Here is a 24790-nt window from a genome sequence, read left to right on the forward strand (position 1 = left end):
AGTGACCGCATCATCGTGGCTGCTGGTGGCCTTTCCTGCCCTCGGCGCGCTCGTCCTGCTGCTGGCAGGGAAGCGAGCCAAGGCGTGGGGGCATCTGCTCGGCTGTGCCACCGTCACCCTGGCCTTCGTCTACGGCCTGATCCTGTTCTTCACCGCCGACACGGGCACCACGACGGACACCAAGCTGTACTCGTGGATCCCGGCCGGTGCGCTGCAGATCGACTTCGGGCTGCGGATCGACGCGCTGTCGCTGACGTTCGTGCTGCTCATCACCGGCGTCGGCATGCTGATCCACTACTACTCGATCGGCTACATGGCCGACGACGAGGGCCGGTACCGCTTCTTCGCGTACCTGAACCTCTTCGTCGCGTCGATGCTGATCCTGGTGCTGGGCAACAGCTTCGTGACGCTCTACCTGGGCTGGGAGGGCGTGGGTCTCGCGTCCTACCTGCTCATCGGCTGGTACCAGGGCCGTCCGTCCGCCGCGACCGCGGCGAAGAAGGCGTTCCTGATGAACCGCGTCGGGGATGTCGGGCTGGCGCTGGCGATCTTCATCATGTTCAAGTACGCGGGCTCGACCGGCTACGCGCAGGTGTTCCAGGCGGTCGGCGACGGCAAGTTCTCGCTGGGCGCGATCACCGCGATGGCGATCCTGCTCCTGCTGGGCGCCTGCGGTAAGTCCGGCCAGTTCCCGCTGCAGGCGTGGCTCCCGGACGCGATGGAGGGCCCGACCCCGGTGTCGGCCCTGATCCACGCGGCGACGATGGTGACCGCGGGCGTCTACCTGGTGGCCCGCTCCAAGGACATCTTCAACGCCACCGAAGACGGCCGCCTGATCGTCACGCTGGTCGGCACGGTGACCCTGCTGCTCGGGTGCATCATCGGCTGCGCGTACGACGACATCAAGAAGGTCCTCGCGTACTCCACGGTCAGCCAGATCGGCTACATGATGCTCGCCGTCGGCCTCGGGCCGATCGCCTACGCGCTGGGCATCATGCACCTGGTCGCGCACGGCTTCTTCAAGGCCGGGCTGTTCCTCGGGGCCGGGTCGGTCATGCACGGCATGAACGACGAGGTCGACATGCGGAAGTTCGGCGGCCTGCGCAAGCACATGCCGATCACCTTCATCACCTTCGGCCTCGGGTACCTGGCCCTGATCGGCATCCCGCCGCTGTCGGGCTTCTTCACCAAGGACGCGATCATCGAAGCGGCGTTCGGCCAGGGCGGCTGGCGCGGCTGGGTGATGGGCGGCGCGGCGCTGCTGGGCGCCGGGCTCACCGCGTTCTACATGACGCGCCTGATGATGATGACGTTCTTCGGCAAGGAGCGCTGGAAGGACATCAACACAGCGTTGGAGCTCGATCCCGCAAGCGGATCTTCGGGCGACGGCCCACGGCCTTTCCACCCGCACGAGTCCAAGGCGATCATGTGGGTCCCGATGGCGGTGCTGGCGGTCGGCTCGGTCGGCGCCGGCGCGTTCTTCGCCCTCGGTGACCGCTTCGCCGAGTGGCTGACCCCCTCGGTCGGCAAGCTGGAGGAAGCCCACCACTCGCCGCTGAACGCCGGCGTGATCTCGGCGGGCGCGATCGTGTTCTCGCTGCTCGGTGTGCTGATCGCGTACCTGATCTTCCGCCGTGACGTCCCGGTCGAGCGGCCCGAGCGGGTCTCGTTCGTCACCCGGGCCGCGCGCAAGGACCTGTACGGCAACACCCTCAACGAGACGCTGGTCGCCCGCCCGGGCACCTGGCTCTCGCGGGCGCTGGTGTTCGTCGACAACCGCGGCGTCGACGGCGCGGTCAACGGCCTGGCGGCCTCCCTCGGCGGCGGCTCCGGCCGGCTGAGGCGGCTCCAGACCGGGTTCGTCCGGTCCTACGCGCTGTCGATGCTCGGCGGCACGTTCCTGCTTCTGGCGGCTCTCCTGCTGGTGAGGTTCTCCTGATGACCTGGTTGCTCATCCTCATCCTGGTGCCGCTCGCCGGCTCCCTGGTGCTGGCGTTCCTCAAGGGGAACGACCGCGCCGCGGTGCTGGCCGCGCTGGCGTTCTCGATCCTCGAGTTCCTGCTGATCATCCCGTTCTGGCTCAGCTACTCGCCTTCGGGTGCGCGGCTGCAGATGACGTCGAGCTTCGACTGGATCCCGAGCTTCGGGGTGCACATCGCGTTCGGCACCGACGGCATCTCGCTGATCATGATCGCGGTGATCGCGCTGCTGGTGCCGATCGTCGTCGGCGGGCTCGGCACGCTGGACAAGCTGCCACCGGGCCGCAGCGCGGGCGGGTTCCTGTCGCTGATCCTGCTGCAGGAAGCGCTCACGATCGGCGTGTTCGCCGCGACCGATGTCTTCCTGTTCTACGTGCTGTTCGAGATCATGCTGATCCCGATGTACTTCCTCATCGGCGGCTACGGCGGCGCGAACCGGCAGTACGCGGCGGTGAAGTTCTTCCTGTACTCGTTCCTCGGCGGCCTGATCATGCTGGCGTCGGCGATCGGGGCGTACTCGCTCGCGGCCGACAAGCTCGGCAAGGGCACGTTCGACTGGGCCACGCTGGTGACGGTGGTCCGCGACGCGCCGCTGTCGACGCAGATCTGGCTGTTCCTCGGGTTCTTCCTGGCGTTCGCGATCAAGGCGCCGCTGGTGCCGTTCCACACCTGGCTGCCGGACGCGGCGGGGGAGGCGCCGATCGGCGTCGCCGTCCTGCTGGTCGGCGTGCTGGACAAGGTCGGCACGTTCGGGTTCCTGCGCTACTGCCTGCCGATGTTCCCCCAGGCGAGCAAGACCCTCGCGCCGCTGGTGCTGGTGCTCTCGGTGATCGGTGTCCTCTATGGATCGATCCTCGCCGCCGGGCAGCGGGACATGAAGCGGTTCATCGCCTACGTCTCGATCGCGCACTTCGGCTTCATCTCGCTGGGCATCTTCGCGTTCAACGAGCAGGCGATGATCGGCTCGGCGACGTACATGCTCAACCACAGCCTCGCGACCGGCATGCTGATCGTGGTGATCGGCCTGGTGATCACGCGCGGCGGGTCGTCGAAGATCTCCGACTACGGCGGCATGGCGAAGGTGACCCCGTTGCTGGCGGGCATGTTCCTCCTCGCCGGTCTGTCGACGCTTTCGCTGCCGGGCACCAACTCGTTCGTCTCCGAGTTCCTGGTGCTCATCGGGTCCTTTGTGGACCAGCCGGTGTACACGATCCTCGCCACGGTGGGCATGGTCCTGGCCGCGGCGTACGTCCTGTGGCTCTACCAGCGCGTCATGCAGGGCCCGGTCCGCGGTGACGCTGTGTTTTCGCCGGCCCCGACGGGGCCTCCCACCCCGACCAGCGTGGAGTCGGGTGGCGCCGTAGCCACAGCAACCGTGGCTGAGTCCGGATCAACAAAGGTCATCCGCGACCTGAGCGGGCGGGAGATCGCGATCCTCGCGCCGCTGGTCGTGCTGATCCTCGTTCTCGGCTTCTACCCGAAGCCGGTGCTCGACACAGTCACCCCGACGGTGCAGCAGACGCTGTCCTCGGTCCAGGGAGGCAAGTAACCGTGCTCGACATCCTCCTGACGCAGGCGCAGCCGCCGATCGCGACGCCGTCGGTGAACTACCCGGCGGTGCTGCCGATGCTGATCGTCTTCGGCGCGGCGTGCGTCAGCGTGCTGGTCGAGGCGTTCGCGTCGAAGCGCTCGCGCTTCGGCCTGCAGGTCGGGCTGAGCCTGGCGGCGATCGTGGCGGCCGGCGTCAGCCTGTTCCTCTACGCCACGGGCGACGCGCCCGCGGGCGGCGTCAAGACGTTCAGCGGCGCGATCTCGATCGACCGGCCGGCGCTGTTCCTCTGGGGCACGCTGCTGGCCTTGGCCGTCGGCGCGGTGCTGCTGATCTCGGACCGCGTGGTCGAGCCGGGCGGCGCGCTGGTCGCGCAGGCCGGCATCCGCCCTGGCACGCTCCAGGACCGTGCGCAGACGGCGACGGTCATGCAGACCGAGGTGTTCCCGCTGACGCTGTTCGCGCTTGGCGGCATGATGGCGTTCTGCGCGTCGAACGACCTGTTGACGATGTTCATCGCGCTGGAAGTCCTGTCGCTGCCGCTGTACCTGATGTGCGGCCTGGCCCGGCGGCGGCGGTTGCTGTCGCAGGAGGCGGCGGTCAAGTACTTCCTGCTCGGCGCGTTCTCGTCGGCGTTCTTCCTGTACGGGCTGGCGCTGCTGTACGGCTACGCGAACTCCGTGAAGCTGGGCGACATCGCGAACGCGGCGGCCGGGTCCGACCGGTCGGACACGCTGCTGTTCGCCGGGCTGGGTCTCTTGGTGGTCGGTCTGCTGTTCAAGGGCTCGGTCGGCCCGTTCCACACGTGGACCCCGGACGTGTACCAGGGAGCGCCGACACCGGTGACGGCGTTCATGGCGGCGTGCACGAAGGTCGCGGCGTTCGGCGGGATCCTGCGGGTGCTGTCGGTGGCGTTCTCGTCGACTTCGTGGGAGTGGCGCGGAGTCCTGTGGGGGGTGGCGATCATCTCGATGGTGATCGGCGCGGTGCTGGGCCTGACGCAGACGGACGTCAAGCGCATGGTGGCGTATTCGTCGATCGCGCACGCGGGTTTCCTGCTGGTCGGGGCGATCGCGATGACTCGCGACGGTTTGTCCAGCACGCTGTTCTACCTGCTGGCGTACGGCTTCACGACGCTGGCGGCGTTCGGCGTGATCAGCCTGGTCCGCGACTCGTCGGGGGAGGCAACGCACCTCTCGGCGTGGGCGGGGCTGGCGAAGCGGTCACCGTTGGTGGCGGCCGTGTTCACGTTCCTGCTCTTGGCTCTGGCGGGCATTCCTTTGACGTCCGGTTTCGTGGGCAAGTTCGTGGTCTTCTCGGCAGCGCTGTCGGACGGAATGGCACCGCTGGTCGTGATCGCGTTGGTGTTCAGCGCGGTGGCGGCGTTCTTCTACCTGCGGGTGATCGTCCTGATGTACTTCTCAGAGCCGGCGCCCGACGGCCCCTCGGTATCGGTCCCGGGCTTCGGCACGGGCACGGCGATCTTCCTCGGCACGGGCGTGACGCTGGTGCTGGGCCTGGTCCCGGCGTTCGCTCTCGGCTGGGCGGGCTCGGGCGGTTTCGCTTTCTGAGTCTTGTGGTTCGTGAAGGCCACCTTGAGGAACGTAGAGTTCCTCAAGGTGGCCTTCACGGCGTTTGGGCGAACTCGCTGGTGCCGTCCCATGCCAGCATGAGTTCGGCGAGAACTTCACCCAGCTCGTCGTACTCGACGACTTCGCCGTAGGAGACGCTGAACAGCCCGGCCTCGTGGTGCCCCTTGCGGAGCAGGTCGAGAGCCCACGTACGCAATTCTGTGATGTACGTGTCGTGCTTCTGCAGCGCGGAGTTGACCTCGGCGAAGCCGACCAATTCATGGCTGATGTCGTTGACGGAAGTCTTGCGGAGTTCGTAGGCGAAATAGCCGTAACGCATCTCTGGTCCCCTGATCGAGTTGTTGTTGCAGCAACTCTAGCGCTATTCATTGGCGTCGTGCCAAGCTCATTCACCTGAAGGGAGGGTGCCATGCCGAGGTCAAAACCCAAGCCGCAAGCACGTGGACTTGCAGAGGGGTTACGTTTTGAACGACGAGCCCGCAAGCTCGCAATGGTTGAGGTGGCAGAGAAACTGGGCTGGTCCGAGTCCACACTCAGTCGCATCGAAACCGGCTTGCGTAATGCGTCAACTGAAGAAGTTTCCGCTTTGCTTGCCATCTATCAGGTGACCGGTGTCAAGCGAAGCAAGCTGATCGAGATGTCGCGCGACATCGATCGCGCGGCCTGGCTCGAAATGCGCTACGCCGATGTGCCAGAGCAGGCCAAGACCCTCGCGCAGTACGAGGCCGACGCTGTCCGGATCGTCGAGACCACCGTGATCACGATCCCTGGGCTTCTGCAGACACCCAGGTACATACGTTCGTTGATGGGATCCGCCGGCGTGGCGCCGCCGGATATCCCGCAGCGGGTGAACCTGAGGTTGGAGCGCCAGAAGGTCTTGAACAGCAAACGTGCGCCGATGCTGGTGACTTACCTCGACGAGGCTGCGCTGCATCGGGTGATCGGCGGTCCGCAGGTCATGGCGGACCAGTTGAGGCATCTCGTGGAGATGGCAGAGCGCACACTGGTGGAGGTGCGTGTCATCTCGTTCGGTGTCGGCGGTCATGCGGCGATCGATGGCGCCTTTGACCTGCTTGACTTCGCCGATGCTCGACCGCTGGTGCATCTCGAGCAGCTGAGGTCAGGCTTGTTCCTGGATCAGCTTGCCGATGTGGATCCCTATGTGCGGACCGTCGCTGCGCTGGATTCAGTCGCTCTCGGCCCTATGCAGTCGGTGCAACTGATCGAGCACCTCTCTGCAAGATATGAATCACTAGACTGAGTGTATGGACCTGTTCTCGGCGAGCTGGCGCAAGTCCAGCTACAGCGGCACCCAGTCATCCTGCGTCGAGGTCGCGTTCGGCGCCACGCGTGCCGCCGTCCGGGACTCGAAGGACCCGGACGGCGGCGCGCTGGTGTTGTCACCGGCGTCGTTTGCGGCGTTAGTGATCCAGGCCGGCGCGCAGCGAAGCGACTTTCTGGCCCAGTAGCCCCGGCTCGCCGGGCAGCACGGTGATGTACCGGTTGCCCGGCGCCCCGGAAAGCAGGACGGCTACGCGCCCAGCCTCGACGTCGAGGTAGCTCAGCGAATCCTGGGTGAGCGTGCGGGGCCCGCCGTTCGACCGCTTCGCCGCGTAGAACTGTCCGACGCCGAAGTAGGGTTGGCCGAAGATTTCGTCGAGTTGCTGGGCCGCGCGGCTTCGGGTGGGACCTGTGTCGTAGAGATCGTCGGCTTCTGCTTCGTGCCGGAACTCGTCCTGAGGTAGCGAGAAGGGCGTGAAGCACGCCGGAGCGTACTGAGGCAGGTTGGCGACCAGCGCGTCCGCCGGGTTGTTGTCCGGCGAAACGGTCTTCAGCCAGACACGCTCGCCCTGGCACAGCGCGGTGACCGCGAACCTTCCCTGGGCCGCGACGAGCACGCCGATCTGCTCCTCCGTGTCGCGGGCATAAGCGAAGTATTCGGTTGCCGGACGGTCGAGCAGATGCAGGACTTCCTCGAATCCCGGCGTGAAGCGGTCTCCCTGAGTGAAGCCGTACTGGCTCAGTTCCTCGAACGCCTCACGATTCACCTGGTTCGCCGAGGACGGCGGGATGTACCGCAACCCTCCGGCGAAAACTTGGTGCGGTTCGCCGCACCCCACCTGGTTCATCGCGGTGAGCAGAGTGTTCAGCGAAAGTTCGACCTGTTTGAGCACCACGTGGTTCCTCCCCTTTCGCGTGGTGCTACTTGTTCGGTTTCTCGCCGATCACCGGCGGCACCGGCTTCTCGATGTCGCCACCGAAGGTGTCGTCGGGATCCGGGTTCCGGAGGTAGGCCGCGGCCTTCTTCTCCTTGTCCTCTTCTTTCTTGCCGCCGGCCGCATGCCCCATCGGCATCCCGTTGGCACCACCCCTGCCGGCGGCACCGGCCGCACCGGGACGTCCCCCGGCGACGTTCTCGCCGACCACGCCACGCCCCGAGCCGGGGCCCGGCCCCATCCCGCGCGCACCCGGCTCGTTCACGGAGCCGCTGCCCGTGCCGCGATATCCACCGCTGCCCGAACCTGGCCCGTAACCGCCGGTCGCGTATCCGCCGGTCCCGGGCCCGAACTCGCCGCTGCCGTACGGCCCGAATCCCTGCCCGAGGGAGTTGATCGGTTGCCCGGTCGGACCGAACTGATACCCGGTGCTCGCCGCGGGCGGCATGACGGGCTTGGGTACATAGCTGTTGGCGTGCGTGTCGTCTGAAGTGGACGGATTGGTGGCTCCCGGCGTCCGGCCACCGACCTGGTTCTGTCCGACCTGATTTTGGCCGGTTTGATTCTGCCCTGTCTGGTTCTGACCGGTCTTGTTCTGGCCGGTCTGCGTGCCGGGCCGGTACTGAGTCTGGCCGGGGACGCTGGGCGGCTGGGTTCGCTGCCGATCTTGCGCACGGCGTCCGGTATCGGTGCCGGTCGTCGTGTCCGGGGGCGGCGACCCGGTGTCCAAGGTGATCGGCGCACCGGAGTCGGTCAGCTGCGCGTACTGGGCGGGCATCTGCCCGCCATTGGTGGTGCTGGCGGAGTGGTAGGCGCGAAAGGCATCGATGTTGGCCTGGCTGTCGGCCTGCCATCCGGCGACCTTGGTCTGGTACGACTTGCCATCGCCTGCGAGCGTGTTGTAAAGGTCATCGGCGGTGATGTCAGGAGGCTGCGCCGCAACGGGCTTCACGGAGTTCTTCGCGGTCCCGAAGGCGCCCATCTGCGCACCGACGGCGCTTTGCGCGTTCTTGAGATGGATGGCATCGTCCATCGCCGCCTGGATCAGCGGTGCCGTCGAGTCCGCGGCGGTATCTCCGGCGCCGCCCTGCCAACCGCTCATGGTCTTGGCCCGAAGAGCGTTGATCCGAGCGGCCCGGTCGATCATCCGCTGAGTCAGCTGGCTCGCACCGTCCTGAGCGTCGGCCAGGGCCTGAGTTCCCTTGCCGCCAGTGATCTGCTCGTAGATCTGAGCTGCGGTCAGCGGCCCTTCGGCGACCATCACCTCACCGCCCGTAAATTAGTCAATACCTGCGCGGCGACTTCGTGTGCGGCTGCGCAGGGATCTTTCTTGCCGACGTTCTCCTCCGACTGTGCGATCGAAACGTCAATGATCTCTTGATCGCTCGTGCCTACGGCGATTGCGCAACGACCGTGTGTTGTCCGTTCGTCGACCATGCCATACGCAACCATTGGGTAGCCATCGACCGGGTCCATCGGCAAGAAGAAGGGGAAAGTTGTGTTTTTCTTCTGGTAGATGGCTGTCAAGCCAACTTTGTCGACCTCGTTGAAAATAACTGATAAGCCAGCCTGTGAGACCTTGGGTGTATTCCAACTGCAACCGGGGCCGCCGGGGCCATTCAGATCCGGTTTTGGTGTAACTCCAGAGCCGAGGAGAGCGTTGACCTGACTGTCTTTGAGTGAGTCACACGGTGCCTGTTTGAAGTGGGTTGTGTCCAGCGGGCTCTCGACCTTCGGGACTCCGGCCCCCGGGAGCCCGTCGGCCGAGTTGGGTGACGAAGACTGGCTGTCGGTGCTGGAGGACGGCTGGGGTTTGCCCTCGTTGGTGGTAGTACACGCAGTCAGGCTCAGTAATGATGCGCTGACCAGAATGATTGTGCGGCGCATCACAAGCTGCCTCCGGTCCGCGTGATCTCGGTTGAATGTGTGTCTTCGGCTCTTGCGTACTTGCCCAGGGCGGCTTCGAATTTGGCTGCCATCGTTCGGCAGTACTTCTCGCGACCGATGAGAGTGTCGAGGAGTGCCTCACCAGATCGGCGAACGTGGTCGGCGTTGCCCTCGCTTGCGTACTCCACGCCGGGGCCTTGGGCTGTTGCGATAGTCCTGGCTCTGGCCTGATCGACCTGGAACTCGTTGGCCATGTCGTTCCAGTCGGTCTTCAATTGCTCAAGCGTGGCTCGGTCGTACTTGAAGCCCGGGCCGCTCGCGCCCGCGCCCGCGGGGGCGCCGTAGATGCCCGCCTGCGGGGTGATCGGCGTCAGCGGTGCCCGGCGCGTGTTCGGGTCGTAGACCGGCGGCCGGCCGTCAGGCATCGTCTTGCACCCCTGTCGTCTCAAACCGGCAGGGCGTGACAGGGCTGGGGCGCCCCGAAGCCGTCGTCGTCACTGTGCTCTCCCCTTGGCAGCAGGGTGCTCCTAGTCCGGCACCCTGCGTAGTTCGACGTATCGGAGATTACCAGGGTTCCCTACCGCCTGTTCCCCCTTGCAAGAAGATCCGTTCCGCTCGGAATGGCAGTGGTGAACTCAGTGACAATGAGTGATAATCAATTCGGCTGAATCTCACTCGCCAGGCAGATATTCCCTGTTCAAAGCACGAATCTGTGTGCATACTCTGTGTAATGAGACCTGCGCGACGACTTGCTTGTTTCCTGCTGGCGTGTTTCCTGACCACATCCGGCTGTGCCGCTGAGACCGCTTTGGGGCAGCGTTCCGTAACGCTGTCATTGCCGCTTCCGTGGCATCCGAAACAGCCGCGTCCGGCGGATCGGGACGAGAACGCGGTGGATTCCGCGCTCGCCGCGCTCGACCTGTGCGCGCTGATCGACCTCGGCGTCTACGACCGCCGGAAGGCGGCAGGCGCTGCGCCGGTCACCCGGCAGGCCAGAGTCTTCGACGGCCGGCGCGAGTGTGACCTCGTGCGGGCCGGTAACCCGATTCCGTTGATCACCGTTCGTGACGAGCCGCCGGAGGGCGCTCCGCTGCGGAATGACGGGGCGGTCGTCGATCTGTCGGGTGTGAAGGGTTACCAGGTCGAGCGCCACGAGCAGGGGCGGATCGTGGGCTGCAGTGTGCTCGTCCCGGTCAGTTTCGTCCGGGCTGTGCGCTTCGAACTGGCCTACGGCACGCGGGAGGACAACGCCCACTGTGAAATCGTGCGCGACTTCGCCGCCGCTGGGGCTCGCTCGCTTCCGAAGGGCCTCGCGTACCCGGCCGGCGGTCAGGACTCCGGCCGTGTCGGAGCCTGCGCGAACATGGTCGTCAACACCGACGGGAACGACTGCGACCCCGCGGTTGACCTCGAGGTGCCGGCCGGCGGTGCCGATGTGCTGCTGGGCGCCGGAGCCCGCGATCCGAACATCGAATGTGCGGTGTTCCGGCGAGCTGTCGAAACGGCCTTCGGGAGCGCGTTCGAACCAGTGGCGACACCCGGAGCCTGCTGGTTCGTCGAACCGCAGCACCGCCTTCAGATCGAGGTGGGCGCAACGGCCTTGGGCGACCACCCCGGGATTTTCGGTTCGGATCCGAATCTGTGGACGGACCGGCGGATCATCACGCTCGGCCAGAAACCGGCGGTGGTCTTTCGCAGTCTGCGTGGCGACGAATTTTCCGTCTACGCTTCGCCGTACGGGAATCTCGACGTCCGAGGGCAGGTGCGGCTGCGGATCAGGGCCGAGCCCGAGCGTGGCCTTGACGTGGGCGCCCTGCCGATTTTGCCGGCGGAGGCCGCGCTGAAGGCCGAGGCCGTTGTCTCGTCGGTGTTGGAGCGCCATTTCGGGCCAGGCCGCTGAGTCAGCGGCACACGAGTAGCGAGAGTGCCGCGGCCACCCTCTCGGACTGGTCCCAGGCCGCGGCACTCCCGGCTTACGGGGTCGGCGAACAGCTCGTGTGGCCCAGGGTCACCTGGCCGCTGATGCCCGACGCCGGGAGGAAGTCGATGCGCAGCATCGTCAGTCCGATGCTGCCGTCGCCCGGGAGGTTCTGGATGTTGAACACCGCGTTCGCCAGCGCCGTCCCGTCCGGCTTCCTGATCGGCGACACGTAACCCACCGGCACCGGGTTCGGGGGGTTCGTCAGGCCTGACATGCCGCCGAACGTCCAGGTCGCGTTCGTCCGCGTCTGGGTTGCCGTGCAGGTCACCGTGAACGTCGACAGCTTCACCCGCGGCCCGCCCGCGCTCAGCAGTGCCGACAGCTCGAAGTTCTTGCCCGTCGCTGTCGACGTCGTCGTCGTGGCGCTCGTGTTCGGGTCCGTCACCGTCGTCGTGCAGGACGAGGTGCCGCCGCCGAACGTGATGCCCGGTTTCGACACCGGCTGGGCCGTTGCGCTCGTCGGGCCGCCGATCGAACAGGGGCCCTGCGCCGGGACCTTGATCGTCGAGCCCGCCTTCGTGAACTCGGCCGAGCCGATGTTCGCCACCCCCGGCTGCGGGGCCGCCTGCGCCGGCGTGGGTGTCACGGCGAGCGCGGCCGCCGCCAGCGTTCCGGCGAGCCTCACGATGGTGACGCGCATGGGCGTTCCTCCTTGCCGACCTCTGTTCACCCCCTGAATATCCGCCCGCCGCCGGCGTCCGTTGCGTCCGGAATCTCCGATCACCCTTTCGTGGATCATGAACCACCCGGTGGGTGATGGCCCGGCCGTCGCGACGGGGCGTTGCCGCGGTGTCATGTTCGTCACCGTTTCCGCTGGACAGCGGGTAAACGACCGCGCGCGGTAGCCACTACGCTCAAGGGGCAACCCGACCGGTGCACGAGTAGAGCGGAGCCGACGTGTCTGTGCCTTCCCCAGCCCCCGGGGCGGGATCCCTCCCCGCTGCGCCGGGTGGCGCCCTCGACGACCTGCGGGCGTCGGTCGGCCTGCAGATCGCCGACGAAGCCCTGCTGCGCGCGATCGCTGACGGGCTGGCCGACGTCGAGAAGCTGCTGCGCGAGGTCGTCCGCAGCGACGTCCAGGCCGTCAACGACGCCGCGTTGCACCTGGTCGAAGCGGGGGGCAAACGCTTCCGTCCGCTGTTCACGCTGCTGGCCGCGCAGTTCGGCCCCAAGCAGGACGACCACGTGGTGATCGCCGCCGCCGCGGTCGAGCTGGTGCACCTGGCCACGCTCTACCACGACGACGTCATGGACGAGGCCGACATGCGGCGCGGCGCCGAGAGCGTCAACGCGCGCTGGGACAACACCATCGCCATCCTCACCGGCGACTTCCTCTTCGCGCACGCCTCGCGCCTGGTCGCCGACCTGGGCACGGACGCCGCGCGGATCATCGCCGAGACCTTCGGCGAGCTGGTCACCGGGCAGATGCGCGAGACCGTCGGCCCCGGACCGGGTGACGACGCCGTCGCGCACTACCTCACCGTGATCGCGCAGAAGACCGGCTCGCTGATCGCCACGTCCGGCCGGTTCGGCGGGATGATGTCCGGCGCCGCCGACGAGCACGTCGAGGCGCTGCGCCGCTTCGGCGACATCATCGGCACCGCGTTCCAGATCTCCGACGACATCATCGACATCGCCTCGCCGTCCGACGAGCTCGGCAAGGCGCAGGGCACCGACCTGCGCGAAGGCGTCCGGACGCTGCCCATGCTCTACGCGCTGGCCGACCCGGACACCGACCCGCGGCTCATCGAACTGCTGTCCGGCCCGATCGGCGACGACGTCCTCGTCCAGGAGGCGCTGGAGCTGCTGCGGGTCAGTAACGGACTCGATCGAGCACGCGTCACCCTTTCCGACTACGCTCGGCGCGCGCGAGCCGAGCTCAGCGCGCTCCCCGCGTCACCCGCTCGGGACGCGTGCGAGTCGGTCGCCGACTACCTGGTCGCGCGCACGCATTAAGCACTAAACAGGGGCAGGAAAAGATGTCCATATTCGGACAGGTTTGGCTGTGGAGCCTCGCCGCGTTCTTCGTCGGGGTCCTCCTCACCTGGTTGGTGCTGGTACTGCCGCTCCGCAAGAGCGTCCGCAAGCTCGAGAGCGCGCTGGCGCAGTCCCACGCCGACGCCGCGCGCATCCCCGCGAACGCGGCGGCGGTGGGCCACGATTCGTTCGCGCGGCCGGAACCGCGCCGCGAGCCGGAGCCGTCCCGCCAGGAGACGTCCTACCCCGGCACGCTGGTCGCCGCACCGCCGATCCACCGCGACGACGTCCACGACGACATCGACGAGGACTTCGCCGAGCTGGACGCCCAGGTGCCGTCGCGGATGCCGCCGGAGCCGGACCGCGAACCCGAGCCCGAACCCGAGCTCGAAGAAGACGACCCGTACCGGACCGCGGCCACCCAGTTCCTGACGCCGGTCGCCGACGACGAGCCGGAGGACCCCTACCGCGCCACCGCGACGGAGTACCTGGCCCCGGCGGGGGAGGCGGTCGAACACGAGCCCGTGTCGCCGGCGCTTTCGCGGCTCGAACCGGACTCCGCGGGCTCGCTGTTCCAGACCCCGGGCGAGGCACCCGTGCCGGACTGGTTCGACCACGACCTGCCGCCCGAACAACCGTCCCAGCGGTCGGCGTTCGAGGAGCCGGTCGAGCGCACGCGGATCATCGGCCAGCACCCCGGTTCCGTGCGGAAGGTCGAGCCCGAAGACGAGGAAGTGCCGCGATACGCCTTCGGCGGCGACGACGTCACAGGAGAGCTGGACGTGCCCGAAGAGACTCCGGCCGAGGCGACGCAGGTGCTGCCGAAGCGTCAGCCGCGCGAGACGACGGTGCGCGGCGGGTTCGACGCGCCGCAGCCGATCCAGCCGTCGATGCGCACGGTGGAGCGGCGCGAGCCCGACCTGGCCGGCGCGCACAGCGGCTCGCTGTTCGAGCCGTCGGTGCAGCCGAACCAGGTGGCCGCCGCGGCCGGGGTGGTGGCGCCCGAGCCGCCACCCGCGCGGCAGGAGGCGGCCGACGCCGTCCCGCACGGCCCGTTCGGCCCCGGCTCGGCGATGCCGCGCCCGGGCGGCGGAGCGCCCAGTGACGCGTTCGCGGTGAAGGCGAGTGTCACGGCTTTGCGGTACTGCACCGAGGAATCGGCCCAGTTCCCGAAGATGGTCGCCGAGGTCTGGTTCCGCACCGCCGAGGACGCCGAACGCGTCGGGTTCCGGCCGCTCAGCTGAACATCAAGTCCGTGAATGGCACATTGAGGGACTTGAAGTCCCTCAATGTGCCATTCACGGCTTTTCCAGTGCTTGGAACAGGACCAGGGCGGCGCCGCCGGGGTCGGTGACCACCACCAGGGAGCCGAACGGCAGCTCGGTGCGTTCACGCACCAGGGTCCCGCCCAGCTCGACCGCCTTCGCCGCGGCAGCGTCCACATCGGACACCGGGGCGTAGGGGAGCCACTGTGGTGCCCGGTCGTCGTCCGGGGCCAGCGGGGTCAGGCCGCCCCAGGGAACGCCCCCGGTCGTCAGCAGGGTGTCGTTCGCGTGCCAGCCCAGCAGTTCCGTGAAGAACCGCTTGCTGCCCTCGGTGTCGGAGGTACGGACGTCGAAGAAGACGAAGGGTGACTCAGGTCGCATGACCTAGAACTTAGGACAACTGTCCCAGTCAAGGCAACCCAGAAACGCCGAAGGCCGCCATGCCAGAGCATGGCGGCCTTCGCGCAGTACGGGTTACGCGACCGTCCAGGTGTCCTTGCCGCGCAGCAGGGCCTGCAGGTCCGGCGTGCGGGCCGCGCGGGCCTGCTCGACCTGGGCGCGGGCGCCGTCGTCGTACGTCGGGCGCTCGACGCTCCGCAGGATCCCGGTCGGGACGTGGTTGAGGTTCTGGTCGCCGAGGCGCGACAACGCGAACGCGTACGACGTGTCCGTGATCGACGGGTCGTGCACCACCACGTTGTCCTCGCCGATGTCCGCGACCTTGGCGACGTCCAGGCCACCCCAGTCGCCGCGCTTGACGCCGAACTCCTGGTTGGGGCCGAAGCGGATCGGCTCGCCGGCGTGCAGCGGGATCAGCCGGGCGGCGGCTTCGTCGGCGTCCTTGAGGACGTCGAACGCGCCGTCGTTGAAGATCGGGCAGTTCTGGTAGATCTCCACCAGCGCCGACCCCCGGTGCTCTGCCGCGGCTTGCAGGACCTCGGTGAGGCCCTTGCGGTCGGAGTCCATGGCGCGGCCCACGAACGACGCCTCCGCGCCGATCGCCAGCGACAGCGGGTTGAACGGCGTGTCCACCGAACCCATCGGCGTCGACTTCGTGACCATGCCCTGCCCGGACGTCGGCGAGTACTGGCCCTTGGTCAGCCCGTAGACCCGGTTGTTGAACAGCAGGATCTTGATGTTCACGTTGCGGCGCAGCGCGTGGATCAGGTGGTTGCCGCCGATGGACAGCGCGTCGCCGTCGCCGGTGACGACCCACACCGACAGGTCGGGGCGGGTGGTGGCCAGCCCGGTCGCGATCGACGGCGCGCGGCCGTGGATCGAGTGCATGCCGTAGGTGTTGAGGTAGTACGGGAAGCGCGACGAGCAGCCGATGCCCGAGACGAACACGATGTTCTCGCGCTTGAGGCCGAGCGTCGGCAGGAACGACTGGACGGCGTTGAGCACGACGTAGTCGCCGCAGCCCGGGCACCAACGGACCTCCTGGTCCGACTTGTAGTCCTTGGCCTTCTGCGGCTCGTCGGTCGTGGGCACAAGGTCCAGGCCGCCGAGATGGGGTATCCCCAGATCCATTGCGGTCACTTCGCCGCCTCCGTAGTAACGCCGGTGATGATCTCCGAGAACAGGTTCTGCAGCTCTTCGGCCTTGAACGCCATCCCGGCGACCTTGGTGTGCGAGTGGACGTCCACCAGGTACTTCGCGCGCAGCAGCAGGGACAGCTGGCCCAGGTTCATCTCCGGCACCACGACCTTGTCATAGCTGCGGAGGACGTCGCCGAGGTTGGCCGGCAGCGGGTTGAGGTGCCGCAGGTGCGCCTGCGCGATCGGCATGCCGAGCTTGCGCACGCGCCGGCAGGCCGCGCCGATCGGGCCGAACGAGCTGCCCCAGCCGAGCGCGAGCACCCGGGCCTTGCCGCCGCTCGGGTCGTCGACGACGAGGTCGGGGACATCGATGCCGTCGATCTTCGCCTGCCGCAGCCGGACCATCTTGTCGTGGTTGGCCGGGTCGTAGGAGATGTGGCCGGTCCGGTCGGCCTTCTCCAGCCCGCCGATGCGGTGCTGCAGGCCCGGTGTGCCCGGGATGGCCCAGGCGCGGGCGAGGGTCTCGGGGTCGCGGACGTACGGCCAGAACTCGCCCGAGCCGTTCTCGGCGTTGGGCTCGGTCGCGAACTCGACCCGCAGGTCCGGCAGCGTCCCGACATCCGGGATCAGCCACGGCTCGGAGCCGTTGGCGATCGCGCCGTCCGACAGCAGCAGCACCGGGGTGCGGTACTTCAGCGCGATCCGGGTGGCCTCGATGGCCGCGTCGAAGCAGTCGGCCGGCGACAGCGGCGCGACGATCGGCACCGGCGACTCGCCGTTGCGGCCGAACATCGCCTGCAGCAGGTCGGCCTGCTCGGTCTTGGTCGGCAGCCCGGTCGAGGGGCCGCCGCGCTGGACGTCGATGACGACCAGCGGCAGCTCCATCATCACGCCGAGGCCGATGGTCTCGGACTTCAGCGCGACCCCCGGACCGGACGTCGAGGTGACGCCGAGCGCGCCGCCGTAGGACGCGCCGAGCGCGGCGCCGATGCCGGCGATCTCGTCCTCGGCCTGGAAGGTGAGGATGCCGAAGTTCTTGTGCTTCGACAGCTCGTGGAGGATGTCCGACGCCGGGGTGATCGGGTACGTGCCGAGCAGGATCTGCAGGCCCGACTGCTGCCCGGCGGCCACGATCCCGTAGGCCAGCGCGGTGTTGCCGGTGATCTGCCGGTAGGTGCCCTGCTTCAGCTTCGCCGGGGCGACCTGGAACGTCGTCGCGAACGACTCGGTGGTCTCGCCGTAGTTCCAGCCCGCGCGGAAGGCGAGGATGTTGGCCTCGGCGATGTCCGGTTTCTTGGCGAACTTCTCGCGCAGGAACCGCTCGGTGCCTTCGGTGGGCCGGTGGTACATCCAGGACAGCAGGCCGAGGGCGAACATGTTCTTGCAGCGCTCGGCGTCCTTCTTGCCGAGGCCGGTCTCGGCAAGCGCGCCCTGGGTGAGGGTCGACATCGCGACCCGGTGCACCTGGTAGGCGGCGAGGGTGTCGTCGTCGAGCGGGTCGGTCGCGTAGCCGACCTTGGTCAGGTTGCGCTTGATGAAGTCGTCGGTGTTGAGGATGATCGTCCCACCCTGTGGGACGTCGCCGAGGTTCGCCTTGAGCGCGGCCGGGTTCATCGCCACGAGCACGTCGGGGCGGTCGCCGGGGGTGAGGATGTCGTAGTCGGCGAAGTGGACCTGGAACGAGGAGACGCCGGGGATCGTGCCCTGCGGGGCGCGGATTTCGGCGGGGAAGTTCGGCATCGTCGACAGGTCGTTGCCGAACGCGGCGGCCTCCGAGGTGAACCGGTCGCCGGTCAGCTGCATGCCGTCACCCGAGTCGCCCGCGAACCGGATGACGACCCGGTCCAGCTTGCTGATCTCGGTCGGCCTGGTTGCGGCGAGCGAGCCGTGACCAGCGCCGTTGCCGTTCGCACTCGTGCTCATGGGTCAGGGATTCCCTCTCTCCCGACGTTGCGGCCTTCGGTTCGCCTGCCCAGTGCCCTGACAGGCGGATCACCAGGCCCTACCACGAGGTTAGCTCGCGCCCGGTGTCCATGTTTCCGCGCGTCCCGGCTGGACGGCGACCTCTGCCCTGCCTTGAAAGTCCTCTGTGCTGGTCCGGGAAACACCTGTAACCGATGGTAACGGCTATCGGTGTGTCCACGTTGTGATGCGTGTCTCCCGGTGGGGTGTCCAACTGCTGAGATTCAGCGGCGGGACCGGATCCGCGCCCGCATCACCGCCACCCGTTCGGCGAAGCCGGGCGAAGCCAGCGACGCCAGTTGCGGCTCGATCTCGACGTCGACGGCGTCGGCGTGCGCGGCCAGCGAGGCGGTCGTCCGGAGGCTGCGCTTGGTGGCCAGCAGCGCTTCGCGGGGCGCGGCGACCGCCGGCGCCGCCAGCTCCCTGGCCGCGGCCACCAGGTCGTCGTGCTCGCCGCCGACCACCCGGAGCGCCAGCCCGGCGTGTACCGCCGCCTCGGCGTCGAGCGGCTGCCCGAACAAGGTCATGGCGGCGGCCTGCTGCGGGCCGGCGAGCCGCTGCGTCATCCACGTCATGCCGCCGCCGGGGTGCAGCCCGAGCTCGAGGAACCGGGCCACGAACTTCGCCCGCGGCCCGGCCAGCCGGACGTCCGCGGCGAGCGCGAGGTTCAGCCCGGCGCCGACGGCCGCGCCGCCGACCGCCGCGATCGTCGGCAGCGCGCAGCGGGCCACGGCGAGGAAGCCTTCGTAGATGGCGCGCAGGCCCTGCTCGTCGGCGTGGGTCAGGGCGGACAGGTCGGCGCCGGCGCAGAAGGCCGGCGGCGTGCCGGTGACCACGACGGCGTGCACCGACTCGTCCCGTTCCGCCGCGTCGACGGCGGCCGCGAGCTGCGCGGAGAGGTCGAGGGTCAACGCGTTGCGGCTGCCGGGCGCGTCGACGGTCAGCAGGGCGACGCCGCCGGCGTGCACGCTGACGATGCTGTCGGTCATGCGGTCAGCGTGGCACGCACCGCTCGCACGCGGCTGCGGGATGGCTGAAAGGCGTGCCCCGCTCACTCCTCCGGCGTCGGCGGCCGTTCGAGCAGCCGGGAGAGCACCACCGTCGACACCGTGCGGTCCACGATCTCGAGCCCGCGCAGCCGCTCCAGCGCCGTCTCCAGGTGGTGGATATCCGCAGCCCGCAAATGCACGATCGCGTCCGCCGCGCCCGAGACCGTGTACGCGGCCACCACCTCCGGCAGCGGTTCCAGCCGCGCGCGGATCCGGGCCGGCGTGATGTTGCCCTGGCACGTGACCTCGACGAACGCCTCCGTGCCCCAGCCCAGCGCCTCGGGGTCGACCACCGCGGTGAAGCCGCGGAGGATGCCCGTTTCGAGGAGCCGGTCGACCCGCCGCTTCACCGCCGGGGCGGACAGGCCGACGACCTTCCCGATCTCCGCGTAGCTGGAACGCGCGTTCGCCACGAGACATGAAACGATTCGCTGGTCGATGGTGTTCACACGCAACATTTAGCACAGATGTGCGCAGCGAACAGCGATTGATTGCGAGTTTAGGCAGCACTTACCCTGCAATCATGCAGGAGATGCGCGTACCGACCACCCGTCGATACCTCATGTGCCCGCCGCGCTTCTTCGCGGTGGACTACGTGATCAACCCCTGGATGGACCCGACCCAGCCGGTCAGCGCCGACGTCGCGATGGCGCAGTGGGCGCAGCTGCGCGACACCTACCGCCGCCTCGGCCACACCGTCGAGGAGATCGACGCCCAGCCCGGCCTGCCCGACATGGTCTTCGCCGCCAACTCCGGCACCGTCGTCGACGGGCGCGTGCTCGGCTCGCGGTTCCGCGCGCCGCAGCGCACCGCCGAGGCCGAGCACTTCCGCCGCTGGTTCGTCGAGCACGGCTACCGCGACATCACCATGCCGGAGAAGATCAACGAGGCCGAGGGCGACTTCGCCTGGACCGGCACCCTGCTGCTCGCCGGCACCGGCTTCCGCACCGACCCGGCCGCGCACGCCGAGGCCCAGGAGGTCCTCGGCGTCCCGGTCGTCTCGCTGCACCTGGTCGACCCGCGCTACTACCACCTCGACACGGCGTTGTTCGTGCTCGCCGAGGCCACCGACACGACGCGGGCGCAGATCGTCTACTACCCCGGGGCGTTCTCGGCCGGCTCGCGCCGCGTCCTGGAGCGGCTGTTCCCGGACGCCGTCCTCGCGACCAAGGAAGACGCCGAATGCTTCGGCCTCAACGGCGTGTCCGACGGCCGCAACGTCGTCCTGCCCGTCGAGGCCACCCGACTGGGTGAAATTCTCGCGGACCGGGGGTACGAGCCGGTCTACGTCGACATCTCCGAGCTGCGGAAAGCCGGCGGCGGCCCGAAGTGCTGCACGCTCGAAATCCGCAAAGGCTAAGTAGCGGCAAAAACGTGTAACTCCCCCGTTTGCCGCTGCGATTAATCGAAGTAACAAATCGGCTACTCGCGGTGGCAGGCGGTGGGAGCGGTGACGGTGATCCTCGCCGTGCACGGGATAGGCCGGCCGGCTCGCCAGCTCGACCCGGGCGAGGACGAGCGCTGGCTGACCGTTGCGCAGTTCGAGCGCGTGCTCGACTTCGCCGTGGATCGCGAGGACGTCCGCCTCACCTTCGACGACGGCAACGAGTCCGACGTCGAGATCGCGCTGCCGCGGCTCGCCGACCGCGGGCTGGCGGCGGAGTTCTTCCCCTTGGCGGGCCGGCTCGGGCAGCGCGGCTACCTCGACCGCGACGGCCTGCGCGCACTCGTGCGCGCCGGGATGGAGGTCGGCTCGCACGGCTGGGAGCCGCGCGACTGGCGGCGGCTCGACGACCGCCACGCCCGCCGGGAGCTGACCGAAGCTCCGAAGCTGCTCGGCGACCTGTGCGGGCGGCCGGTGCGGCGGTATTCGCTGCCGTTCGGCGCCTACGACCGGCGCGTGCTGGCGCGGCTGCGGCAGGCCGGCGCCACCCGCGTCTACACGAGCGACGGCGGGGCCGCGCGCCGCGACGGCTGGCTGCAGGCGCGCACCGAGCTGCGGCACGACCTCGACGGCGACTGGCTCGACGGCGTGCTCGCCCCGGCGTCCCGGCGGGCCGCGCACTGGGTGACCCGCTTGTTCCGCCGCGCCGCGCGGTAGCCCGTCGCGCCCGAAGGACTCCGCCGCACCCGAAGTGCACCGAGTGTTCCGGCGACCGGGACACCGGCCGAACCGGTCGGCCAGGCCCGGGTTCGGTGAGCAGCGTTTTCGTCAAGCCCGGCCGGATGATGGGAAATTCCTGTACGAAAGGGTCTTGAGTCCGGCTCGGCCGGGGTGCATCCTGGTGCCCCGCCGCTGTAAGGAAAGTTTCCTAACTAAGGGAGCCACCAGGAATGCGGAAACTGATCCTGCTCGCGACGCTGGCGCTGACCGCGGCCGTGATGCCGTCGGCCCTCGCCTCGGCGTCACCCGCCCCGGCCACCGTGGCGGCCGCCCCGACCGCCGCCCAGCTGCTCGCGAAGACCACCAGCTGCAAGCAGATCTCGAACGGCAAGTACAAGACCGACGAAGACGTCTCGGGCAAGACGGTCGCCGTCTGCGACGCCAACGGCGCGGTCTTCTGGAAAGCCGACATGGACATCGACTGCGACGGCCAGCGCACCTCGCAGTGCAACGAGAACACCGACTGCTGCTATCAGAATGACACCGCGTTCCACCAGTCCGACGGCAAGCCGCTCAACGCCGCGAAGCTGCCCTACATCGTCGTGCCGAGCTCCAGCAGCATCTGGAAGTACTCCTCGTCCGGCCTCAAGGGTGGCGGCTCCTGCGCGGTGATCTACAACGGCAAGGTCGAGTACGCGGTCATCGGCGACACCGGCCCGACGCAGATCATCGGCGAAGCCTCCTACGCGACGGCGAAGGACCTCGGCATCAACCCCGACCCGTCCAACGGCGGCACCGACTCCGGCGTGACGTACATCTGCTTCAAGAACTCGACGGTCTCGCCGATCGAGAACCACTCCAACGCGGTGAGCAAGGGGCAGGGCCTCGCCACCACCTTCGTGAACAACAACTAAAGGCGCGACCTCCTGACGATCCGGCGGCGAATCGTGGTTCTTTTCCACGGTCCGCCGCCGGATCGTGGGTGAAATCGAGACGCGATTCTCACCTGAAACCCTTGCGCCTCACGGCCGTTTCACGCATTCCCCCGTTCGCCGCCGCGGCGGTAACGATCCAGGGGCGCCCGCCGACCAACGAGAGGGTCGCGCGGAATAGCGGAGGTTTGGCGTGAAGATCAGTGTCTTCGGGCTCGGTTACGTCGGCTGTGTTTCCGCCGCGTGCCTGGCGGGGCAAGGGCACCGGGTGGTCGGCGTGGACGTCAACCCGGTCAAGATCGACCTCATCACCGGCGGCAACGCCCCGGTGGTCGAGGAGCGGATCGGCGAGCTGACCGCCGAAGTCGTCGCGAGCGGGGCGCTGAGAGCCACGACGGACGTCGCGGAGGCCGTCGCTGACAGCGAGATCTCGCTGATCTGCGTCGGCACGCCGTCGGCGCCGAACGGCAGCCTCTCCACGGTCTACCTCGAGCGCGTCGCCGAGGAAATCGGCGAAGCCCTCGCGAAGAAGAGCGAGCGGCACACCGTCGTCTTCCGGAGCACGATGCTGCCCGGCACCTGCCTCGACCTGCTGATCCCGATCCTGGAGAAGGCGTCGGGCCGCACGGCCGGCGTCGACTTCGGCGTCGCGGTGAACCCCGAGTTCCTGCGCGAGGGCACCAGCGTCCGCGACTTCTTCGACCCGCCGAAGACCGTGATCGGCGAGATCGACACCGCCAGCGGCGACGCCGTGGCGGCGCTGTACGAAGGACTGCCCGGTCCCGTCTTCCGCGTGCCGATCCCGGTCGCGGAGATGACGAAGTACGCCGACAACTCCTTCCACGGCTTGAAGATCGGCTTCGCCAACGAGCTCGGCTCGGTCTGCCGGGCGCTCGGCCTCGACTCGCACCAGGTGATCGACGTCTTCCTCGCCGACACCAAGCTCAACATCAGCCCCGCCTACCTCAAGCCCGGGTTCGCGTTCGGCGGCTCCTGCCTGCCGAAGGACCTGCGCGGGCTGGTCTACGCCGCGCACCGCGCCGACGTGAAGGTGCCGATCCTGTCGCACGTGCTGGCGTCCAACGACGAGCACCTGCAGCGCGCGTTCGACCTGGTCGCGCGCACCGGCAAGCGCAAGGTCGGGCTGTTCGGGCTGTCGTTCAAGCCGGGCACCGACGACCTGCGCGAGTCGCCGCTGGTCGAACTGGCCGAGAAGCTGCTCGGCAAGGGCTACGACCTCAAGATCTACGACGCGAACGTCAGCCTCTCGCGGCTGATGGGGGCCAACCGCGAGTTCATCGAGGGCAGGTTGCCGCACCTGGGCCAGCTGCTGGCCGGGTCCGTCGAAGAAGTCATGGACCACGCCGACGTCGTCATCGTCGGCTGCAAGGACCCGGACGTGCTGGCGGCCCTGCCGCGCGGTGGCGACCGGGTGCTCGTCGACCTCGTCCGCCTGCCCGACGCCGCCGAGCGTCGCCTTGAAGAGGGATACGCCGGCCTTGCCTGGTAAAGCGCTCATCCTCGTCGAAAACCTCTCCGTTCCCTTCGACCGGCGGGTGTGGCAGGAGTCCACGACCCTGCGCGACGCCGGGTGGGAAGTCCACGTGATCTGCCCGCAGGGCACGAAACGCGACACCGAGGCTGAGGCCGTGATCGACGGCGTCCACATTTACCGGTACCCGCTCAAGGCGGCGACCGGCGGGCCCGCCGGCTACTTGCAGGAATACGGCAGCGCGCTGTGGCACACGCTGCGGCTGGCCCGGAAGGTCGGGCCGGTCGACGTCGTGCACGCCTGCAACCCGCCCGACCTGCTGTACCTGGTCGCGAAGGTGCTCAAGCGCCAGGGCGCCCGGTTCATCTTCGACCAGCACGACCTGTGCCCCGAGCTGTACCTCTCGCGGTTCGACCGCGGGCAGGACCTCCTCTACCGCGGGGTCTGCGCGCTCGAACGCGCCACCTACCGCGCCGCCGACGTCGTGATCTCGACGAACGAGAGCTACAAGCAGGTCGCCCGGATCCGCGGCGGCAAGCGGCCCGAGGACGTCTTCGTGGTGCGCAGCGCCCCGGTCGTCGAGCGGTTCCACGAGGTGCCGGCCGAGCCCGAGCTGAAGAAGGGCAAGCCGTACCTGCTCGCCTACCTCGGCGTGATGGGCCCGCAGGACGGCGTCGACTACGCCCTGCGCGCGCTCGAGAAGCTGCGTGACGAGGTCGGCCGCACCGACTGGCACGCGGTGTTCGTCGGCTCCGGCGACGCCTTCGACGACATGGTGGCGCTCTCGGCGAAGCTCGGGCTCGCCAACCAGGTCGAGTTCACCGGCCGGATCTCGGACGAGGACCTGGTCCGCTACCTGTCCACCGCCGACGTCTGCCTGTCGCCGGACCCGCTGAACCCGCTCAACGACGTCTCCACGATGAACAAGGTCATGGAGTACATGGCGATGAGCAAGCCGATCGTCTCGTTCGAGCTGCGCGAGGCCCGGGTTTCCGCCGGTGACGCGGCCGTCTACGCCCCGGCGAACGACGAGTCGGCGTTCGCGAAGCTCGTCGCGCAGCTGCTCGACGACCCCGAGGAACGGGCCCGGATGGGTAAACTCGGCCAGGCCAGGGTGGCGGGTGCGCTCTCCTGGGAGAACTCGGCGAAGGCCCTGCTCGCCGCATATGAGCACGCAGTGAAGTCCTGATCGCCGTTCGGTCAAGAAGTTTCCGGACGTGTAACCAATGCTCCCGGTCCGGCGACGGTTCCGGTAACCGGCCGATCA

The 24790-nt window shown here is 68.3% G+C and carries 24 protein-coding genes; 13 read left to right on the forward strand and 11 right to left on the reverse strand.

Annotation, left to right across the window (positions count from 1 at the left end):
* The first annotated feature begins 1 nt into the window (after position 1).
* Genes nuoL through nuoN form a run of 3 tightly spaced genes read left to right on the forward strand, consistent with a single transcriptional unit; the run spans position 2 to position 5099 of the window.
* On the forward strand, positions 2-1939 hold the full coding sequence (nuoL, locus tag A3CE_RS0126370; protein WP_020643111.1) for an NADH-quinone oxidoreductase subunit L: 1938 nt from the start codon (positions 2-4) through the stop codon (positions 1937-1939).
* The gene (locus A3CE_RS0126375) at positions 1939-3528 is read left to right on the forward strand and encodes an NADH-quinone oxidoreductase subunit M (RefSeq protein WP_020643112.1); all 1590 of its coding nucleotides are present in this window, start codon (positions 1939-1941) and stop codon (positions 3526-3528) included. Before nuoL ends, A3CE_RS0126375 begins: the two co-directional genes overlap by 1 nt.
* 2 nt (positions 3529-3530) lie before the next feature.
* Positions 3531-5099 (forward strand): NADH-quinone oxidoreductase subunit NuoN, encoded by a 1569-nt coding sequence (gene nuoN, locus A3CE_RS0126380; RefSeq protein WP_020643113.1) that lies wholly within the window; start codon positions 3531-3533, stop codon positions 5097-5099.
* 55 nt (positions 5100-5154) lie between these two features.
* Here the strand turns inward: nuoN and A3CE_RS0126385 are convergent, their stop codons facing one another.
* A complete protein-coding gene (locus A3CE_RS0126385; RefSeq protein ID WP_020643114.1) occupies positions 5155-5439 on the reverse strand; it encodes a hypothetical protein in 285 nt (94 codons plus the stop codon).
* Positions 5440-5529: 90 nt separating this feature from the next.
* Between A3CE_RS0126385 and A3CE_RS0126390 the strand changes: the two genes are divergently transcribed.
* Both A3CE_RS0126390 and A3CE_RS0126395 read left to right on the forward strand, forming a co-directional pair.
* Positions 5530-6381, forward strand: coding sequence for a helix-turn-helix domain-containing protein (locus A3CE_RS0126390; RefSeq protein ID WP_026468876.1), 852 nt, complete (start codon positions 5530-5532; stop codon positions 6379-6381).
* 4 nt (positions 6382-6385) lie between these two features.
* Entirely contained in the window at positions 6386-6589 is a 204-nt protein-coding gene (locus A3CE_RS0126395; protein ID WP_020643116.1) for a DUF397 domain-containing protein, read from the forward strand.
* Here A3CE_RS0126395 and A3CE_RS0126400 read toward each other — a convergent pair.
* From A3CE_RS0126400 to A3CE_RS0126410, 4 genes are read right to left on the reverse strand one after another with little or no spacing between them, the layout of a single operon-like run.
* The gene (locus A3CE_RS0126400; RefSeq protein WP_020643117.1) at positions 6542-7297 is read right to left on the reverse strand and encodes an ESX secretion-associated protein EspG; all 756 of its coding nucleotides are present in this window, start codon (positions 7295-7297) and stop codon (positions 6542-6544) included. The genes A3CE_RS0126395 and A3CE_RS0126400 overlap by 48 nt on opposite strands.
* A 25-nt stretch (positions 7298-7322) precedes the next feature.
* A complete protein-coding gene (locus A3CE_RS0126405) occupies positions 7323-8597 on the reverse strand; it encodes a hypothetical protein (protein ID WP_020643118.1) in 1275 nt (424 codons plus the stop codon).
* Positions 8597-9223, reverse strand: coding sequence for a DUF3558 domain-containing protein (locus A3CE_RS55380; protein WP_084642127.1), 627 nt, complete (start codon positions 9221-9223; stop codon positions 8597-8599). The genes A3CE_RS0126405 and A3CE_RS55380 overlap by 1 nt, the downstream gene beginning before the upstream one ends.
* Entirely contained in the window at positions 9223-9648 is a 426-nt protein-coding gene (locus A3CE_RS0126410; RefSeq protein WP_020643119.1) for a hypothetical protein, read from the reverse strand. The genes A3CE_RS55380 and A3CE_RS0126410 overlap by 1 nt, the downstream gene beginning before the upstream one ends.
* A 467-nt stretch (positions 9649-10115) precedes the next feature.
* Between A3CE_RS0126410 and A3CE_RS51680 the strand changes: the two genes are divergently transcribed.
* Positions 10116-11123 carry a hypothetical protein gene (locus A3CE_RS51680; RefSeq protein ID WP_020643120.1) on the forward strand — a complete coding sequence of 336 codons (1008 nt, stop codon included), beginning with the start codon at positions 10116-10118 and terminating at the stop codon, positions 11121-11123.
* Positions 11124-11196: 73 nt separating this feature from the next.
* On the opposite strand, the gene A3CE_RS57475 is transcribed toward A3CE_RS51680, so the two are convergent.
* A complete protein-coding gene (locus A3CE_RS57475) occupies positions 11197-11844 on the reverse strand; it encodes a hypothetical protein (RefSeq protein ID WP_020643121.1) in 648 nt (215 codons plus the stop codon).
* 263 nt (positions 11845-12107) lie between these two features.
* Here A3CE_RS57475 and A3CE_RS0126425 point away from each other — a divergent pair, with 263 nt between their 5' ends.
* Positions 12108-13160: a polyprenyl synthetase family protein gene (locus A3CE_RS0126425; protein WP_020643122.1), complete on the forward strand. Its 1053-nt coding sequence runs from the start codon at positions 12108-12110 to the stop codon at positions 13158-13160.
* Positions 13161-13183: 23 nt separating this feature from the next.
* Positions 13184-14425 carry a sunset domain-containing protein gene (locus tag A3CE_RS0126430; protein WP_020643123.1) on the forward strand — a complete coding sequence of 414 codons (1242 nt, stop codon included), beginning with the start codon at positions 13184-13186 and terminating at the stop codon, positions 14423-14425.
* 54 nt (positions 14426-14479) lie between these two features.
* Here the strand turns inward: A3CE_RS0126430 and A3CE_RS0126435 are convergent, their stop codons facing one another.
* From A3CE_RS0126435 to A3CE_RS0126455, 5 genes are all read right to left on the reverse strand, one after another.
* Positions 14480-14827 (reverse strand): VOC family protein, encoded by a 348-nt coding sequence (locus tag A3CE_RS0126435; protein WP_020643124.1) that lies wholly within the window; start codon positions 14825-14827, stop codon positions 14480-14482.
* Between the two features lie 93 nt (positions 14828-14920).
* Positions 14921-15985 (reverse strand): 2-oxoacid:ferredoxin oxidoreductase subunit beta, encoded by a 1065-nt coding sequence (locus A3CE_RS0126440; RefSeq protein WP_026468877.1) that lies wholly within the window; start codon positions 15983-15985, stop codon positions 14921-14923.
* Positions 15982-17907, reverse strand: coding sequence for a 2-oxoacid:acceptor oxidoreductase subunit alpha (locus tag A3CE_RS0126445; protein WP_020643126.1), 1926 nt, complete (start codon positions 17905-17907; stop codon positions 15982-15984). Before A3CE_RS0126445 ends, A3CE_RS0126440 begins: the two co-directional genes overlap by 4 nt.
* 263 nt (positions 17908-18170) lie before the next feature.
* Positions 18171-18935 (reverse strand): enoyl-CoA hydratase, encoded by a 765-nt coding sequence (locus tag A3CE_RS0126450; RefSeq protein ID WP_020643127.1) that lies wholly within the window; start codon positions 18933-18935, stop codon positions 18171-18173.
* 62 nt (positions 18936-18997) lie between these two features.
* Positions 18998-19444, reverse strand: a complete 447-nt coding sequence (locus A3CE_RS0126455; RefSeq protein ID WP_026468878.1) for an Lrp/AsnC family transcriptional regulator — start codon at positions 19442-19444, stop codon at positions 18998-19000.
* A gap of 83 nt (positions 19445-19527) precedes the next feature.
* Between A3CE_RS0126455 and ddaH the strand changes: the two genes are divergently transcribed.
* From ddaH to A3CE_RS0126480, 5 genes are all read left to right on the forward strand, one after another.
* On the forward strand, positions 19528-20355 hold the full coding sequence (gene ddaH / locus A3CE_RS0126460) for a dimethylargininase (protein ID WP_026468879.1): 828 nt from the start codon (positions 19528-19530) through the stop codon (positions 20353-20355).
* Between the two features lie 81 nt (positions 20356-20436).
* On the forward strand, positions 20437-21096 hold the full coding sequence (locus tag A3CE_RS0126465) for a polysaccharide deacetylase family protein (protein WP_020643130.1): 660 nt from the start codon (positions 20437-20439) through the stop codon (positions 21094-21096).
* A gap of 233 nt (positions 21097-21329) precedes the next feature.
* The gene (locus A3CE_RS0126470; RefSeq protein WP_020643131.1) at positions 21330-22013 is read left to right on the forward strand and encodes a glycoside hydrolase family 75 protein; all 684 of its coding nucleotides are present in this window, start codon (positions 21330-21332) and stop codon (positions 22011-22013) included.
* Positions 22014-22224: 211 nt separating this feature from the next.
* Complete coding sequence (locus A3CE_RS0126475) at positions 22225-23541, forward strand: nucleotide sugar dehydrogenase (RefSeq protein ID WP_020643132.1); 1317 nt, start codon at positions 22225-22227, stop codon at positions 23539-23541.
* Positions 23531-24712: a glycosyltransferase family 4 protein gene (locus A3CE_RS0126480; protein ID WP_026468880.1), complete on the forward strand. Its 1182-nt coding sequence runs from the start codon at positions 23531-23533 to the stop codon at positions 24710-24712. The genes A3CE_RS0126475 and A3CE_RS0126480 overlap by 11 nt, the downstream gene beginning before the upstream one ends.
* The last annotated feature ends 78 nt before the right edge of the window (positions 24713-24790 follow it).

This window comes from Amycolatopsis balhimycina FH 1894 (assembly GCF_000384295.1).
Taxonomy (GTDB): domain Bacteria; phylum Actinomycetota; class Actinomycetes; order Mycobacteriales; family Pseudonocardiaceae; genus Amycolatopsis; species Amycolatopsis balhimycina.